Raw genomic sequence first — 14,710 nt, 5'->3', positions numbered from 1 at the left:
AAACTTATTCGTACTGTCTATAATAGACGTCGCTCCTCGTAAAATTTGGCCGGAAGAGGCTTAAAGCATATATTAGCTTCATAATGAAAAAACTTAACGGTTTTGCCCCCTCTTGGTTTTTTGCGCCCTATATAGGGTCTGCGGATCTAGATTTTTTCAAACGAATCAAAGACACTGATTTTTCCTACACGGTCGTCCAGGTTGCGCGCGATGCGCGCGACGACGGAATCATGGCTTTCGCATCCGCGCCGATTAAACGAATTGAGGTCAAGGATGCCGATCATACGCAGCCGCGTACGCGCGATGCCCGTGCTAAGTTCATCGAGGGTGTGGTAAAGGCATTCGAAGAATCGAACGAGAAATTTGATTTCATCATCTCGCATTCGAATGAGCTCGTAAGCCATGAAGCCGCAGCGGCGATTAAGAAAAAGCATCCGGAAATGCCCTGGATCAGCTATTTTGGTGACCTCTTTATTAAGAATCCGTATGTCAAGTACATTGCCGGGTACCCCCTGATCGAGGAGGATTGCGCTATTGAGCGAGCCACCCTGCGGAACGCCGATCTTGTTATTCTGAATAACGAGTATCAACGGGACCTCATGTTCACCGGTGATCTGGCTGCGTTGAAAGCCAAGGCGGTGGTGGTGCCTCACTGCTTTGATCAGAAGATGTACCGCGCTCCCCGGGAACGAGGGGATGAGAAATTTGTTTTTTCGCATTTGGGCACGCTTTATCACGTGAAGCGCACCGCTGAGCCGGTGTTAAAGGCGGTTGATCGGCTGCTGGAGATATATCCTGAATACAAAGGCCGCTTTGAACTCCGATTCTATGGCGGCGCACCTTGCGAAAATGACAGAGCCGCCCATTCTTCCATGCGCCATCCGTCACATGTGAGTTTCCTGGGGCCGGTCGCCTACTCCGAGAGCTTGCGTTTGATGGCGGAGGCCGACGCGCTTCTCCTGATTGACGGCATGTTCACGAGGGAAGAGGATGGTTTGGACTGCAATCCCTTCTTTCCGGGAAAGCTGACGGATTACATGGGGGCGCGTAAGCCCATCGCGTCGATCACGATGGCCAAAGGGCCTACGGCAGACATTATGGTAAAGGCGAAAAATCTAGTTGCGGATAGCAGACTGGATCGAATCGCCTATGTGCTGAAGCGCTATATCGACAAGAAAATAAATCCTGACTATTCAGTATACGAAGAGTACTCCGTCGAGAGGGTATCGCGCCTCATGGAAGATGCAATTCGATCAGTTATAAAGGTGTGATATGAATAATTATGACGTAGTGATTGTTGGAACCGGTTTTGCTGGATCCATCCTCGCGGAGCGCCTGGCCTCCCAAAGCAATAAGCGGGTTCTGTTGATCGAGCAGCGGGATCATATCGCCGGTAATATGTATGATTACCGCGATGATCATGGGGTCATGGTTCATAAATACGGTCCCCATCTGTTTCGGACCAATAGTCCCCGTGTGCTTTCCTATATTTCGCAATTCACGGACTGGGAGCCCTACCAGCATCGCGTGCTGGCGCATGTGCAGGGCCAGTTGGTGCCGGTTCCGTTCAACCTGACGTCCCTCGAGAAATTGCTGCCTGAACAAGCAGCAGACTTGAAGCAACTGCTGATTTCGGAATTCGGCATGGATGTGAAGGTTCCGGTTTCCGTGCTTCGCAAGCATAGCGACTCACGTGTGCGCGACCTTGGTGAGTTTATTTTTCAGAATATTTATCTGAACTACACCACAAAACAGTGGGGCGACAAACCCGAGAATCTCGATTTCGAGACAATTACCGCCCGCGTGCCCGTGCATCTGTCCTACGACGACCGCTACTTCCAGGAGAGCCACCAGGCTTTGCCGAAGAAAGGCTACACGGCCATGTTCGCAAATATGCTGTCAAGCCCCAATATCGAAGTTCGCTTGAATACGAAGGCGCATGACGTGTTGCGGTTTGACGTAGACACGGGAAAGATCCTGCTCGAGGGCGAAGAATTCACCGGCGATGTGATCTATACCGGAGCTGTGGACGAACTGTTCAATTATGCCTACGGAGAGCTGCCATACCGGTCGCTAAGGTTCGACCTCGAAACGCATGACATGGATCTGTATCAACCGACTGCCACGGTGAACTATCCGAACTCGGAAGAATTCACCCGTATTACGGAATACAAGCACCTGATGGGAGAAAAGCCGGAAAAGACGACCATCATGAAGGAGTATCCGCAGGAATATGATCGTAACGTGCCCTCGAAGAGCATTCCTTACTATCCCATCCCCAAGGATACCAACGCCGAACTGTATGCCCGTTACGTGGAGCTGGCCGAGACTTTTGCCAATTTGAAATTGGTTGGTCGATTGGCTGAATATCGCTACTACGATATGAACAACATCATTGAGCGTGCTTTGGATGTGTTTGATTCCGATTTTGACGAGAACAAAAAGAAATGAGGCCTAAAGTCAGTGTTGTTGTTCCGGTATACAACCTGGAATTCTATGTTGAAAGGTGCCTGGCGTCGCTTGCGAATCAAAAGTGCAAGGACATCGAGGTGCTTGTCGTCAATGATGGGGGGACGGATGACAGTCAACTTATCATTGACGAGTATGTAGAGAAGTGGCCTGGTATCTTTAAGTCGTTCATCAAGGAGAACGGTGGTCATGGCGCGGCGTGTAATTACGGCATTGACCGGGCAACCGGCGAATACATAATTATTGTCGATGGCGATGATTTTCTTGATGATGATGCCATCGAATTCATGTACGCCAAGGCGCAAGAGACCGGGGCGGATCTGTTGATCGGTAATCTGCGTTATTACTTTACCGGCTATACGTCGCAGTTCAAGCCAATCCCGATCGATTCCGAGCGCGAATTGACGACGACGGATCGCGACCTGTTGTACCGGAACTGGGCGACGCCATGCGGCCGGATTTATCACCGTTCGATATTTGATGATCCAGATGTCCGGCTTTTGCCGGGGATCATGTTTGCCGATGCGAATTTCGTGCCCAAGAGCTATCTTGTCGCGAAAAAAATCTATTACGTGGACAAGGAACTGTACAACTACGATATTACGCGTCCGACCCAGTCAATGAAGCAGACGGACAAGCGGATCCTGAATATCGTGCCGGCGCTGAACGACATGCTTGCTTTCTACAGAAAGAAGGGCGCGTTTGACAGTTACCGAAAGCAGCTGATGTGGTATGTCGCAATTCACTGCGTTTCGTGGATTCGACGTGTGAGTACGCTCTCTGACTATCCGAAGCTAAAGGCGCTCCAAGAGATTTTTGCAGTCGCAGATAAGAACTTCGGTTCTGCTTGGCTGAAAACCGGAATCATCTGGGATATGTTTGGCAAAAAAGTACATCGCGGTATCAAGATCGCCAGAATGTTCCACTACGTGCCTATTGCTGCGTATTGGCGCTTGCTGGGGCCTTGCGCTCGGTTGGATACCTCGTTTGAAAATCTTCTTGGCTTGCCGTTGCGTGGATATAGGCGAGTGAAGCGCGCCGTCCGCGGCCGCCTTGGTGTCATGCCTTGAAGTAGCACTGGAACAGAGTAGCCATGGAAAACACGATTTTGGTCGCCGGGGGTGCGGGGTATATAGGCACGCACACTCTCGTCAGCCTGATTCAAGCAGGTTACCGACCGGTGGTCTTCGATAACTTTTCCAATAGCGGCATTGTCGCTCTTGAACGTGTCGAACAGATTACAGGCGTGGCGGTCGAGTGCGTTAAGGGAGACATCCGGGACGCAGACGCATTGAGTGCCGTCTTCCAGCAGTGCGCCGATCGAGGGGCGCCTGTCATTTGTGTGCTCCATCTTGCTGCCTTGAAGGCCGTGGGGGAGTCCAATAGCAAGCCACTCGAGTACTACGACAATAACGTGGCAGGCACTCTCGTTCTGCTGACGGCGATGCGCCGTGCGGGCGTGGATACTATCGTGTTTAGTTCCTCGGCGACCGTCTATGGCGAGCCCGAATTTTTGCCGTTCGTAGAGGGGCATCGAATTGCCCCGACCAACCCCTACGGCTGGACTAAGGCGATGGTCGAGCAGATTCTGCAAGATCTTTGCGCATCGCATTCCGCAATAAAGGCCATATGCCTGCGGTATTTCAATCCTATTGGTTCGCATGAAACGGGATTGATTGGAGAGGATCCCCGGGGCGAGCCCAACAATCTTTTTCCGTACATAACGCGTACCGCTATAGGCCGTGCAGATCGCCTGCGCATCTTCGGGGATGACTACGATACCCCTGACGGCACAGGCGTGCGGGACTATGTCCATGTTGCAGATTTGGCGGATGGGCACGTCAAAGCAATTGAATATGCTCTGTCCTCGCGTAGCGAGCAGGGGTTTGCGGCGTTTAACCTGGGTACCGGGCGGGGTACCTCGGTGAAGGAATTGATTGCCGCGTTCGAGGGGGTCAGCGGCGTTGCCGTACCGCATCAGGTCACGTCGCGCCGGGCAGGCGATATCGGAGAGGCGTGGGCGGATCCCTCTCGGGCGAATCAAGTGTTGGGCTGGGTCGCCAAGCGGACTGTCGACGAAATGTGCCGAGATGGCTGGAAATGGCAAAAAAACAATCCTGATGGCTATCCCGAAAAGAAATAGGCTTTCGGGATAGCTGGATAGCAATCAGGACTTGGGCAGGCGAATCAGTCTGAAAATTTCTCCGTCTGGCGGAGGGTATCTACGATGCGCTTGCTTGCCAGCCCATCGCCATAAGGATTATGCGCGATGCTCATCTTTTGATATTCGCCGTTCTGCGAGAGCAGCATGGCGATTTGCTCTGTGATCGTGTTCACATCCGTCCCGACCAACCGCACCGTGCCCGCTGTGACGGCCTCAGGGCGTTCGGTCGTATCGCGCATGACCAGCACTGGCTTGCCTAACGACGGGGCCTCTTCTTGAATGCCGCCGGAATCTGTCAAGATGATGTGAGATCTGTCCATTAAATAAACAAAGGGCAGGTAATCCATCGGTTCGACCAGAAAGACATTTTTCAGGCCTTTCAGCCACCGGTTTACCGGCTCACGGACGTTCGGATTCAAATGGACCGGATAAACAAAATCGTGATCAGGAAACCGTGCGGCGGAGGTCGCGATGGCCTGGCAGATTCTTTCAAATCCGGAACCAAAGCTCTCCCGGCGATGTCCGGTAATCAGCACGATGCGCCGATCGTCGCTCAAGAAGGGCATTTGCGCCGCAATTGAGTTGCGCAAATTTTGATCGGCAATCAGTTTTTGCTTTACCCAGAGAAGCGCATCGATGACGGTATTGCCCGTCACAATGATATTTTCGGTTGGCACTCCCTCGCGCAGCAGATTCGTCCGGGAAGTTTCGGTCGGCGCAAAGTGCAAGTTTGCCAATGCTCCCGTCAGTTTGCGATTCGCCTCCTCGGGCCATGGCGAATAGATGTTGCCGGTGCGTAGTCCGGCCTCCACATGCCCGACAGGGATCTTGTGATAATACGCGGCCAGTGTTGCAGCAAAGGTGGTGGCCGTGTCGCCATGCACAACAACGTAATCTGGCTGGAAGTGCTGAAATACACGTTTCATGCCATTCAGAATGGCGCTGGTGACATCGGTGAGATCTTGGCTGGGCCTCATGATATTCAGATCGAAATCGGGCTGAATATCAAACAAGCCAAGAACTTGGTCCAGCATTTCCCTGTGCTGCGCGGTTACGCACACACGCGCCTCAATGGCGGGCTCTTGTGCCAGCGCATGCACCAGAGGCGCCATTTTTATGGCCTCAGGACGAGTGCCAAATACCGTTAGAATTTTCATCGCGGACAGATGCTTTGCCGATAGACGGCAATGGTCGGTGAAATGAGGATGCCATTTTGCGGCAACGCGGGTGGAAAGCTCCGCATGAAATGAATTCTACCTTGCATAGTCAGTTCGACGCGGCAGGGCAGTCTGCCCCTCGGGCCTTGATGTGTTGTACATTCGCTCCTTCAATTGCACGATCATCAGTGTTGATGCCCACCCGCATTCTCATCGTTCGCACGTCCTCCCTGGGCGACCTCGTCCACATGTTGCCGGCTATCACCGACATAGCCCGGCACGTCCCGGACGCACAGATCGACTGGATCGTCGAGGAAGCATTCGCCGAAATCCCGTCCTGGCATCCGGCCGTCAACGAAATCATCAAGGTCGCGCATCGCCGCTGGCGTAAGTCGTGGTGGTCGTCGCAGGTGCGCGCCGAGCGCAGGGCGTTGAAAGAGCGTCTGCGTTCCACCCAATACGACATCGTTCTGGACATGCAGGCGCTGCTCAAATCCGCGTGGCTGGTACGCCAGGCCCGCGGCGTTCGCCACGGCCTGGATTGGCGCTCGGCGCGCGAGCCGCTGGCCTCGTTGTTCTACAACGTGCGTCATCGTGTGGAATTCTGGCAACCCGCCGTGATCCGCCAACGCAAGCTGGCGGGGCTGACGTTTGGCTACCAGCATGCGGGCTTGCCGGACTTTGGCCTGCAAGCCTTCGCGCGCCAAGCGACGCAGGCCCCCGAACCCGTACTCGAAATCGGCAGCGCCGGCCTGAACGCCACCGAACTTCCGCGCCTGCATCACCTGGATACCGACCGCGGCTACGCCGTGATCATGCCGTCGGCCAGCCGCGACGACAAACTCTGGCCGGAAGACGACTGGCGCGCGGTGTTCCGCCGTCTGCGCGAGGCCGGTTGCACGCTGAAGCTGCTGGCGGGCAACGAGTCTGAAGCGCAGCGCGCCGGCTTGTTGGTGGCGGGCATGGATGGCGCCGAAGTCATGCCCCGCATGGACCTGACCTCGGTCGCGCGCCTGTTGGCCGGTTCGCGCCTGATGGTGGGTCTGGACAGTGGCCTGACCCATTTGTCGGCCGCCCTGGGCCGCCCCACCATCGGCATCTACCGCGCTTCCACGCCGGTCCGCACGCCGCTGGTCGGCTCGAACTACACCGCCAGCCTGGGCGATCGAGGCGCATCGCCATCGCGCGAAGCGGTCATGGCCTCCGTCGAACAGGCGTTGGCCGCGCAGTGATATGAACCGCGGCGTCTATACGCTGGCATTGCGGGCGTTGGCGCCGCTGTTGTGGCTGTGGATGGCGCGTCGCGCCAAACGCGCCGGCGGCCAATGGGACGTCTTTTCGCGCGAACGCTTCGGCCATCTGCCTGATCCTGCTGCTTCGGCTACGCCTCCCGCTTCCGAATTCGAAGGGGTCGCACCCGTCTGGGTGCACGCCGTCAGCCTGGGCGAGACGCGCGCCGCGCAGCCGCTGCTGCAGGCCCTGCTTGACCGTGGCCTGCCGGTGCTGCTGACTCACATGACCGCAACCGGCCGAGCCGAGGGCCAGCGCTTGTTTGCGGACGCCATCGCCCGTGGGCAACTGCGTCAGGTGTGGCTGCCGTACGACTTTCCTGGCGCGACCCGCCGCTTCATGCTTGGCCACCAACCGCGCTGCGGCCTGCTGATCGAACGCGAGATCTGGCCGAATCTGCTCGCCGCCGCGCGTCGCGCAAGGGTGCCGATGGCGCTGCTCAGCGCCCGGTATTCCGAGTCGTCGCTGCGCCAGGCAAGGCGCATGGGCAGTGTGATGCGTGAGGCGTTGGCCGGCCTGGATCAGGTGCTGGCGCAGACTTCCGAGGACGCGGGGCGGCTGGCGCAGGCCGGTGCGCCCACGCCTGTGGTTACGGGAAACCTGAAGTTCGACCTGATGCTGCCCGCCACGCAGGTCCAGGCGGGCCGGGACTGGCGCGCGCGGCTGGGTCGGCCGGTCATCGCCATTGCCAGTACGCGCGAGGGCGAGGATGCGCCGTTCATCGATGCGATCAAACGTCACCAAGGCCAACCGGGTGCCCCGCTGTTCATCCTGATCCCGCGCCACCCGCAACGCTTTGACGAGGCGGCTCAAATGCTTGCCGATGCCGGGTTGCCGTTTGTTCGGCGCAGCAGCGGCGCTGGACCCGACCCGCAAACGGCGGTGCTGCTGGGCGATACGCTGGGCGAGATGGCCTTCTATTACGCCGCGGCGGACGTCGCCATCGTGGCGGGCAGCTTTGCGCCGCTGGGCGGACAGAATCTGATCGAGGCTTGCGCGGCGGGCGTGCCGGTCGTGGTGGGACCACACACGTTCAATTTCAAGCAGGCGGCGGAAGACGCGATGGCGGCGGGCGCGGCCTTGCGGGAGGCCGATCCCGCGCAGGCCGTGGATGCGGCGTTGGCCTGGTTGCGGGATGAGGGCAGCCGCGCCAGCGCAAGCCGCGCGGCGCGTGCCTGGTTTGAATTGCATGCCGGCGCAACACGCCGGACCATGGAGGCGCTGGCGCCCTGGTTGGGCTGATCACGCGATCAGACGCGATGCGAAACCCTCGACGGGAACGGGTTCACGCCAACCGGTCAAGGCGCCGCGAGCGGCGCTGGACGGCCCGCTAAGGCGTCTTGCGCGGCACCAGCGTCACCGCGCCCGGGTTCAGCTCCTGGCTGAACCTGCGCGTATCGCGCCCCTCATCCTCAGGCCGCACGCCGATCCAGCCTTGGCCCAGGGCCAGCACCCATAAATTTGCCAGCAGGATCAGGATGAAGAGCACTCGCATGGCGGGCCTTGCTCAGGGGTTGGCGTCCAGGGTGGCGCGCGCGACGGCGGCCAGGCCGTCCAGGACGGGGTGATCCAGGTAGACCGGCACGGGCGCGGCGCCGAATGCGCCGCCGGCGTCTGCCAGCAAGCGTTCAATTTCCTGATGCACTTCGGGCCATCCGCCGCCCGCCGCATAGATCTGCGGCGTTTGGCCGTAGCGTTGGCGGCCGGCCAGCCATTGGCGCACCACCGCGCCCGCCTGGGCTGCGGCAATGCCCGAGGCAATGGCCTCGTGCGTGTCGACGGGGTAGGCCACGACCTGGCCGTTGGCGATCGGCAGGTTGGCGGTGCCGTGGGCCAGCGCGTTGCGCATCATCGCGGGGCCGGGCAGGATCAGGCCGCCCGCGAACACGTTGTCGGGGCCGACGGTGTCGATGGTGGTCGCGGTGCCGAAACTGGCCAGGACGAAGGGCGGGTGCGCGCCGGGCAGGCGCGACAGCACGCCCAGCAGCGAGGCCCAGCGGTCGGCGCCCAGTTGCGTCGGCACGCGGTAGCTGTTGACCAGCCCCAGCGTTGTCGCCTGCGACGGCGACCAGGTGACGGCGCAACCATGTTTTTGCAGAATGGCGGCGATGGCCGTGCCACGGGCTTCACCCGCCACGTTCACGCCCAGCGCGCGCAAGGGGCGGCGCGGCAGGGCGGTCAGCCAGCCATCCAGCGCATCCAGATCCAGTCCGTCGAAGGCGATTGCCGCCGGTTCGCGAGGCATGTCGGGGTTGCTGGCGTCCAGCCAACCCACCTTGAGACGGCTGTTGCCGGAGTCGATAAGAATAATCATGCTTGGCGTCGAATCGAAATTTCACCGACCGAGATCGGTGTGGCGCCCTCGGGCGTTTGCACCAGCAGGCGGCCTTGTTCGTCCACGCCACAGGCGGGGCCGCTCAGTAGGATATCGCCTTTTTCCAGCACGTTGACCAGGCGGCCCGCCAGCGCGTCCACCTGATCAAAGCGGTGTCGGAATGCGGCGAACCCCTCGCGTTCCAGTGTTTGAACGGCGTCATGCCAGGCGGTGGCGCTGGCGCAGATCAGGTCGGCAGCGGTGGTTTGGCGGTCGGATTGCGCTTGCACCTGCTGCCAGTCAGCCACGTCGCGGCCCAGCGAGCGGGACAGCTCGGCGGCGTCGGTCAGGTTCACGCCCATGCCGATGACGACGGTGTAGCCAGCCTCGCGGCCGCCGGGGTTGCGGGTCGTCTCGACCAGCACGCCCGCCAGCTTGGCGTCGTGCCATTGCACGTCGTTGGGCCATTTCATGCACAGGCCCGCCGCTTGCGGGCCGGCGACGGCGCGCAGCGCCTCGCAGGCGGCCACGCCCGCCAAGGGCGACAGCGCGGGCAGTTGCACGGCGGGCAGATGCACGTCAAACGCGCACGAAAACATCAACGTCGACCCCTCTCTGTTCTGCCAGGGCCGTCCGGCGCGTCCGCGGCCGGTTTCTTGAAGATGGGTGCCCAGCAGCCAGGGTTTGCCGGCCGTGGCGCCCGAGCGGGCACGGGCCAGCAGGTCGGCGTTGGTCGAGCCGGTGCTGCGGGTCCAGGCGATGTCTTGGAAGGCAGGCAGGCGGGAACCTAGCTCCCGGGCCAGGGTTTCCGGCGCGGGCAGGTCGATAGGGCGGACGTGATCGGGCATGGCGGCGATTGTAGGGCACGCGGCCAGACCTCGCGGTCTTTCGGCCCTCAAGCGTTTATCATTGGCGATACATTTTGCATCGGTGTCCCGCCTTCATGCCGCATTCCGCTTCACGCGCGTCCGCCGCCGCCCCGTTCCGTCAGGACGGGAACGTCTGCCATGTGGCGGGCGACTGGAGCGTTCTGGCCCTGGCCGAGGCCGGCGAAGTCGAACGCCGCCGCACGGCGATGGCCCGCGCTGCCCAGGATGGCGCGCGCTGGGACTTGCACGGCATCAGCCGGCTGGACACCATCGGCGCCTTGCTGATCTGGCAAGCCTGGGGCGAAAAGCTGCCCGAGCGCGTGCGTTGGTCGGCCGGCCAGCAAGACGTGTTCAACGCGCTGGCCCTGAACAAGGGCGAGATGCAGGCGGCCCCACCGCAGCCAGAAACCTTGGGCTGGGTCCGCGCGTTGGGCGGCGCCATCTTGCAGGCCGCCGAAAACGGGCGCGCGCTGCTCATCATGCTGGGCCAGCTGATTCTGGACTTTGGCGGCATGCTGCGCCGGCCGCGTCTGGGGCCGTGGCGCGAGATTTCCGCGCAGGTGTACCGCACCGGCGCGCAGGCGCTAGGCATCACAGCGCTGGTGGGCTTTCTGATTGGCGTCGTGCTGTCTTATCTTTCCGCGCAGCAACTACAGATGATTGGCGCTGACCGCTTCATCGTGCGGCTGCTGGGCGTGTCCATCGTGCGCGAATTGGGCCCGGTTCTGGCCGCCATCCTGGTGGCGGGGCGGTCCGGCTCGGCCATCACTGCGCAGATCGGCGTGATGCGGGTCACGCAGGAATTGGACGCCATGCTCGTCATGGGGATTTCGCACGGGCAACGGCTGATTCTGCCGCGCGTGGTGGCGCTTGCCGTCACCATGCCGCTGCTGGTGTTGTGGACGGACGCCATGGCCATCCTGGGCGGCATGCTGGCCGCGCAGATGCAGCTGGGCGTGTCCGCGCAATGGTTCCTGACGTCGCTGCCCGACGCCATTTCACTGACCAATTACTGGATCGGCATCCTGAAGGGCGTGACCTTCGGCATCCTGATTGCGCTGATCGCGTGCCACTTCGGCTTGCGCATTCAGCCCAATACCGAAAGCCTGGGGCGCGGCACCACCACGTCGGTTGTGACCTCGATTACCGGCGTGATCCTGCTGGACGCGCTGTACGCCATCATCTTCAGCTCGGTGGGCATTTGATGAGCAACGCCGCCCAGAACCGCCTGTTTAACGAAGACAGCGTCACGGTTGAACCTGTGATTTCGGTGCGTGGACTGCGCACGGCGTTCGGCGACCACGTGGTTCACGACAATCTGGACCTGACCGTCTTCCCCGGAGAAATCCTGGTGCTGGTGGGCGGATCGGGCACGGGCAAGACGGTGCTGCTGCGCCAGATCATCGGCCTGGACCGGCCCGCGGCCGGCATGGTGAAGGTGCTGGGGCATTCGCTGTTTGACCTGTCGCCCAGTGAACGCCGGCGCCTGTCGTACCGCTGGGGCATGCTGTTTCAGGCGGGGGCGCTGTTCTCGGCGCTGTCGGTGTTCGACAATGTGGCCTTGCCGCTGCGCGAATTGCGCACGGTGCCTGAAGATTTGGTGTGCGACGTTGTCATGTGCCGGCTGGCCATGGTGGGGCTGACGGCGAAAGATGCCGACAAGCGGCCGTCGGACTTGTCTGGCGGCATGGTCAAGCGTGTGGCGCTGGCGCGCGCGCTGTCGCTGGACCCGGAACTGGTGTTTTTGGACGAGCCCACGGCGGGTCTGGACCCGCTGCGCTCGGATGAATTCGTGGACCTGGTGCGCAGCCTGCACCGGCAGTTGGGATTTACCGTCGTCATGGTGACGCACGATCTGGACACGCTGCTAGCGTTGGCCACGCGTGTCGCCGTGCTGGCGGACAAGCGGGTGATCGTGTGCGACACGGTGCCGGAAGTATTGAAGGTCGACCACCCGTTCATTCACACATTCTTCCTGGGCGAACGCGGTTTGCGCGCGCTTGGGGATCTGGCGCCGAAGGGATTGCATCATGGAAAACCGTAGTCATGCGCTCATGGCCGGTATCTTCACGCTGGTCTTGCTGGCCGCCGCCGCGTTGGTGGCCGTCTGGATCGGACGGGACCGGACCAAGCTGCAACCGTACGAAATCATCTCGGCCACGGCGGTCAGCGGGCTGAACCCGCAGTCGGCCGTGCGCTATCAAGGCGTGCCCGTTGGCAAGGTGCAGTCGCTGGCGCTGAACCCCGACAAGCCGGGCCAGGTGCGCATCCGCATCGGCGTGGCGCCCAATACGCCGATCACCGAATCGACGTGGGCGGAACTTGGCGTGCAGGGCGTGACCGGCATGGCCAACGTGGAACTGCGCGATGATGGCTCGTCGCTCAAGCGGCTGGCGTCGTCGGCCGAGCACCCGGCCGCCATTCCGCTGCGCCCGGGCTTTCTGGACCGTATCGAGCAACGCGGCGGCAAGCTGATATCTAACGTGGAAGAAGCCACCGAACAACTGCGCCGCGTGTTGAGCGAGCAAAACGTGCAGGCGCTGACGGCCACTCTGCAAAACGCGACTGACATCTCGCAGTCGCTGCGCGAGGCCAGCCGCAATCTGGGGCCCACGCTGGCCAAGCTTGGGCCTTTGGTGGATTCGCTGGGCAGCACGTCGCGCCAGGCCGATCGCGCCGCGCGCGAAATCGCTGACCTGGCGCAGCAGTCGCGGCAAGCGCTGGCGCGGTTGAATGCGCCTGATGGCCCCTTGTCGGTGGCCACCCGCAGCTTGAACGACATCGCGCTAGCCGCGGCCCGGCTCGATGGCGAGACCCTGCCCGCCGTCACCAACATGGCCGCCAACGTCAGCGCAGCTGCGCGCGGCGCCACCAACACCCTGCGCCGTGTGGACAGCACGCCGCAATCGTTCTTGTTCGGCCCGGCGCCCGTTGCGCCCGGACCCGGCGAAGCCGGATTTGCCGGTTTCGGGAGACAGCCCAAATGAAGATGCGCCGCGCCGTACTGATCCTGACCCTGACAATGACCTCGGCCCTGGCGGGCTGCAGCATTGGCCGCGTCAACGCGCCGCCCTCGGTGTTCGACCTGGGGTTGGACGCCAAGCCTGTGCCTGCGTTGCCCGCACGCGCGCCAATCGCCATGAGCCTGCAAGCCGCGCCCGCTCTGTCGGACACCAGCATGATCTGGCGCGTGGGCGACAGCGCCGCGCCCAAGGCGTACGCGACGGTCCGCTGGGCCTCGTCGCCGACGGAGCTGGTGCGCCAGCGCATCACCGACCGTCTGTCGCGCCAGGGGCCGGTACTGGCTGATCGCGTCAACCTTCAGATGCCGCAGTTGCAGCTGTCGTTGATGCAGTTCGAACAGGTGTTTGCCGAAGACGGCCAGTCCAGCGAAGGCCGCGTCGTGTTGCAGGCGGTGCTGCTCAACGGCCGTGCGGTTGTTGACCAGAAGCGCATCCAGGTGCAGGCGCCCGCGCCCACGCAAGACGCGGCCGGCGGCGTTGCAGCGCTGCGGCAAGCCACGGATGAGGCCGCCGATCAGCTGGCGCAATGGCTGGCCGGGGTGGTGCAAGGCGCACCCGAATCCACTCCTCGACGCGGGTTCGGCCCCCGGCCCGGGCCTTCATACGAACCGGCGTTCGATACTCCCGCCAAATCCTCGGCCCCCTCGCGGTCCGCCAACTGAATCGATTTTCTTTTTTGCACGTTGAGTCCTGCCATGTCCTCCGCTCGTACTGATACCCACGCCTTTACCGGGGCCGCCGGCCGCATTGATTGCGCTGTCGACTGGCCTGCCGGCACACCGCGAGGCTGGGCCCTGGTCTTGCATCCGCATCCGCTGCAAGGCGGCGCGCGCGAAAACAAGGTCGTCACCACGCTGTCGCGCGCTTGCGTGCAGCATGGCCTGGTGGCGGTGCGCCCCAACTTTCGTGGCGTCGGCCAGTCGGAAGGCGAGTTCGATAAATCGGTAGGCGAAACGCAGGACATGCTGGCGGTGGTCGCGCAAATGCGCGAGCTGCATCCGGAACTGGCTGCGGCCCCGTGGGTGCTGGCGGGCTTTTCGTTCGGTACCGCGGTCGCAGCGCAAACCTACGCGGCGCTGGCCGAGGCGGGCGATGCCGTGTTGCCGTCCGCGCTGATGCTGATGGGTCCGGCGGTGAACCGTTTCCAGTCGCACGAGGTGCAGGTTCCTGACGATACGCTGATGGTGCACGGCGAAGAAGACGAAGTCGTGCCGCTGTCCGAAGCCATGGACTGGGCGCGTCCGCGTTCGATTCCGGTGGTGGTGGTGCCGGGCGCATCCCACTTTTTCCACGGCAAGCTGCTGGTGCTGCGCCAGCTGGTGCAAGCCCGCCTGAAGGTCGCGCTGGACTGAACCCGCGTTGCGGCCAGGCCGCAGGTTGCATCAGGTTGCATGATTTAAATGCGGCAGGAACCCCCGGCGGGC

The 14,710-nt window shown here is 61.5% G+C and carries 15 protein-coding genes; 11 read left to right on the top strand and 4 right to left on the bottom strand.

The window, feature by feature from the left end; all coding sequences use genetic code 11:
• Positions 1 to 83: 83 nt before the first annotated feature.
• Genes HV765_RS16370 through galE form a run of 4 tightly spaced genes read left to right on the top strand, consistent with a single transcriptional unit; the run spans position 84 to position 4,612 of the window.
• Positions 84 to 1,271 (top strand): glycosyltransferase family 4 protein, encoded by a 1,188-nt coding sequence (locus HV765_RS16370; RefSeq protein WP_175170369.1) that lies wholly within the window; start codon positions 84 to 86, stop codon positions 1,269 to 1,271.
• 1 nt (position 1,272) lies between these two features.
• Positions 1,273 to 2,451: a UDP-galactopyranose mutase gene (gene glf, locus HV765_RS16365; RefSeq protein WP_175170368.1), complete on the top strand. Its 1,179-nt coding sequence runs from the start codon at positions 1,273 to 1,275 to the stop codon at positions 2,449 to 2,451.
• Positions 2,448 to 3,539 (top strand): glycosyltransferase family 2 protein, encoded by a 1,092-nt coding sequence (locus HV765_RS16360; RefSeq protein ID WP_175170367.1) that lies wholly within the window; start codon positions 2,448 to 2,450, stop codon positions 3,537 to 3,539. The genes glf and HV765_RS16360 overlap by 4 nt, the downstream gene beginning before the upstream one ends.
• A 23-nt stretch (positions 3,540 to 3,562) precedes the next feature.
• Positions 3,563 to 4,612: a UDP-glucose 4-epimerase GalE gene (galE, locus tag HV765_RS16355; RefSeq protein ID WP_175170366.1), complete on the top strand. Its 1,050-nt coding sequence runs from the start codon at positions 3,563 to 3,565 to the stop codon at positions 4,610 to 4,612.
• 44 nt (positions 4,613 to 4,656) lie between these two features.
• On the opposite strand, the gene wecB is transcribed toward galE, so the two are convergent.
• Positions 4,657 to 5,790 carry a non-hydrolyzing UDP-N-acetylglucosamine 2-epimerase gene (gene wecB, locus HV765_RS16350; RefSeq protein WP_175170365.1) on the bottom strand — a complete coding sequence of 378 codons (1,134 nt, stop codon included), beginning with the start codon at positions 5,788 to 5,790 and terminating at the stop codon, positions 4,657 to 4,659.
• A gap of 194 nt (positions 5,791 to 5,984) precedes the next feature.
• On the opposite strand from wecB, the gene waaC reads away from it, so the two are divergent.
• Both waaC and HV765_RS16340 read left to right on the top strand, forming a co-directional pair.
• Positions 5,985 to 7,022 carry a lipopolysaccharide heptosyltransferase I gene (waaC, locus tag HV765_RS16345; RefSeq protein WP_175170364.1) on the top strand — a complete coding sequence of 346 codons (1,038 nt, stop codon included), beginning with the start codon at positions 5,985 to 5,987 and terminating at the stop codon, positions 7,020 to 7,022.
• Position 7,023: 1 nt separating this feature from the next.
• Complete coding sequence (locus HV765_RS16340) at positions 7,024 to 8,322, top strand: 3-deoxy-D-manno-octulosonic acid transferase (RefSeq protein WP_175170363.1); 1,299 nt, start codon at positions 7,024 to 7,026, stop codon at positions 8,320 to 8,322.
• An 88-nt stretch (positions 8,323 to 8,410) separates the two neighbouring features.
• Here the strand turns inward: HV765_RS16340 and HV765_RS16335 are convergent, their stop codons facing one another.
• Genes HV765_RS16335 through HV765_RS16325 form a run of 3 tightly spaced genes read right to left on the bottom strand, consistent with a single transcriptional unit; the run spans position 8,411 to position 10,242 of the window.
• Positions 8,411 to 8,575 carry a hypothetical protein gene (locus tag HV765_RS16335; RefSeq protein WP_175170362.1) on the bottom strand — a complete coding sequence of 55 codons (165 nt, stop codon included), beginning with the start codon at positions 8,573 to 8,575 and terminating at the stop codon, positions 8,411 to 8,413.
• Between the two features lie 12 nt (positions 8,576 to 8,587).
• Positions 8,588 to 9,394 (bottom strand): type III pantothenate kinase, encoded by an 807-nt coding sequence (locus HV765_RS16330; RefSeq protein ID WP_175170361.1) that lies wholly within the window; start codon positions 9,392 to 9,394, stop codon positions 8,588 to 8,590.
• On the bottom strand, positions 9,391 to 10,242 hold the full coding sequence (locus HV765_RS16325) for a biotin--[acetyl-CoA-carboxylase] ligase (RefSeq protein WP_175170360.1): 852 nt from the start codon (positions 10,240 to 10,242) through the stop codon (positions 9,391 to 9,393). The genes HV765_RS16330 and HV765_RS16325 overlap by 4 nt, the downstream gene beginning before the upstream one ends.
• Positions 10,243 to 10,337: 95 nt before the next feature.
• Between HV765_RS16325 and HV765_RS16320 the strand changes: the two genes are divergently transcribed.
• The 5 genes from HV765_RS16320 to HV765_RS16300 are packed head-to-tail and all read left to right on the top strand — an operon-like array spanning position 10,338 to position 14,638.
• Positions 10,338 to 11,468, top strand: a complete 1,131-nt coding sequence (locus HV765_RS16320) for an MlaE family ABC transporter permease (protein ID WP_175170359.1) — start codon at positions 10,338 to 10,340, stop codon at positions 11,466 to 11,468.
• The gene (locus tag HV765_RS16315) at positions 11,468 to 12,307 is read left to right on the top strand and encodes an ABC transporter ATP-binding protein (RefSeq protein WP_054420772.1); all 840 of its coding nucleotides are present in this window, start codon (positions 11,468 to 11,470) and stop codon (positions 12,305 to 12,307) included. The genes HV765_RS16320 and HV765_RS16315 overlap by 1 nt, the downstream gene beginning before the upstream one ends.
• Positions 12,294 to 13,250: an MlaD family protein gene (locus HV765_RS16310; protein ID WP_054420771.1), complete on the top strand. Its 957-nt coding sequence runs from the start codon at positions 12,294 to 12,296 to the stop codon at positions 13,248 to 13,250. Before HV765_RS16315 ends, HV765_RS16310 begins: the two co-directional genes overlap by 14 nt.
• Positions 13,247 to 13,948, top strand: a complete 702-nt coding sequence (locus HV765_RS16305; RefSeq protein ID WP_175170358.1) for an ABC-type transport auxiliary lipoprotein family protein — start codon at positions 13,247 to 13,249, stop codon at positions 13,946 to 13,948. The genes HV765_RS16310 and HV765_RS16305 overlap by 4 nt, the downstream gene beginning before the upstream one ends.
• Positions 13,949 to 13,981: 33 nt before the next feature.
• Positions 13,982 to 14,638, top strand: a complete 657-nt coding sequence (locus HV765_RS16300) for an alpha/beta hydrolase (RefSeq protein WP_054420769.1) — start codon at positions 13,982 to 13,984, stop codon at positions 14,636 to 14,638.
• Positions 14,639 to 14,710 lie beyond the last annotated feature (72 nt).

The sequence above is a fragment of the Achromobacter kerstersii genome (assembly GCF_902859595.1).
Taxonomy (GTDB): domain Bacteria; phylum Pseudomonadota; class Gammaproteobacteria; order Burkholderiales; family Burkholderiaceae_B; genus Achromobacter; species Achromobacter kerstersii.
Note: the sequence above shows the minus strand (reverse complement) of the source record. Positions and strands in the feature narration are given on the sequence as shown.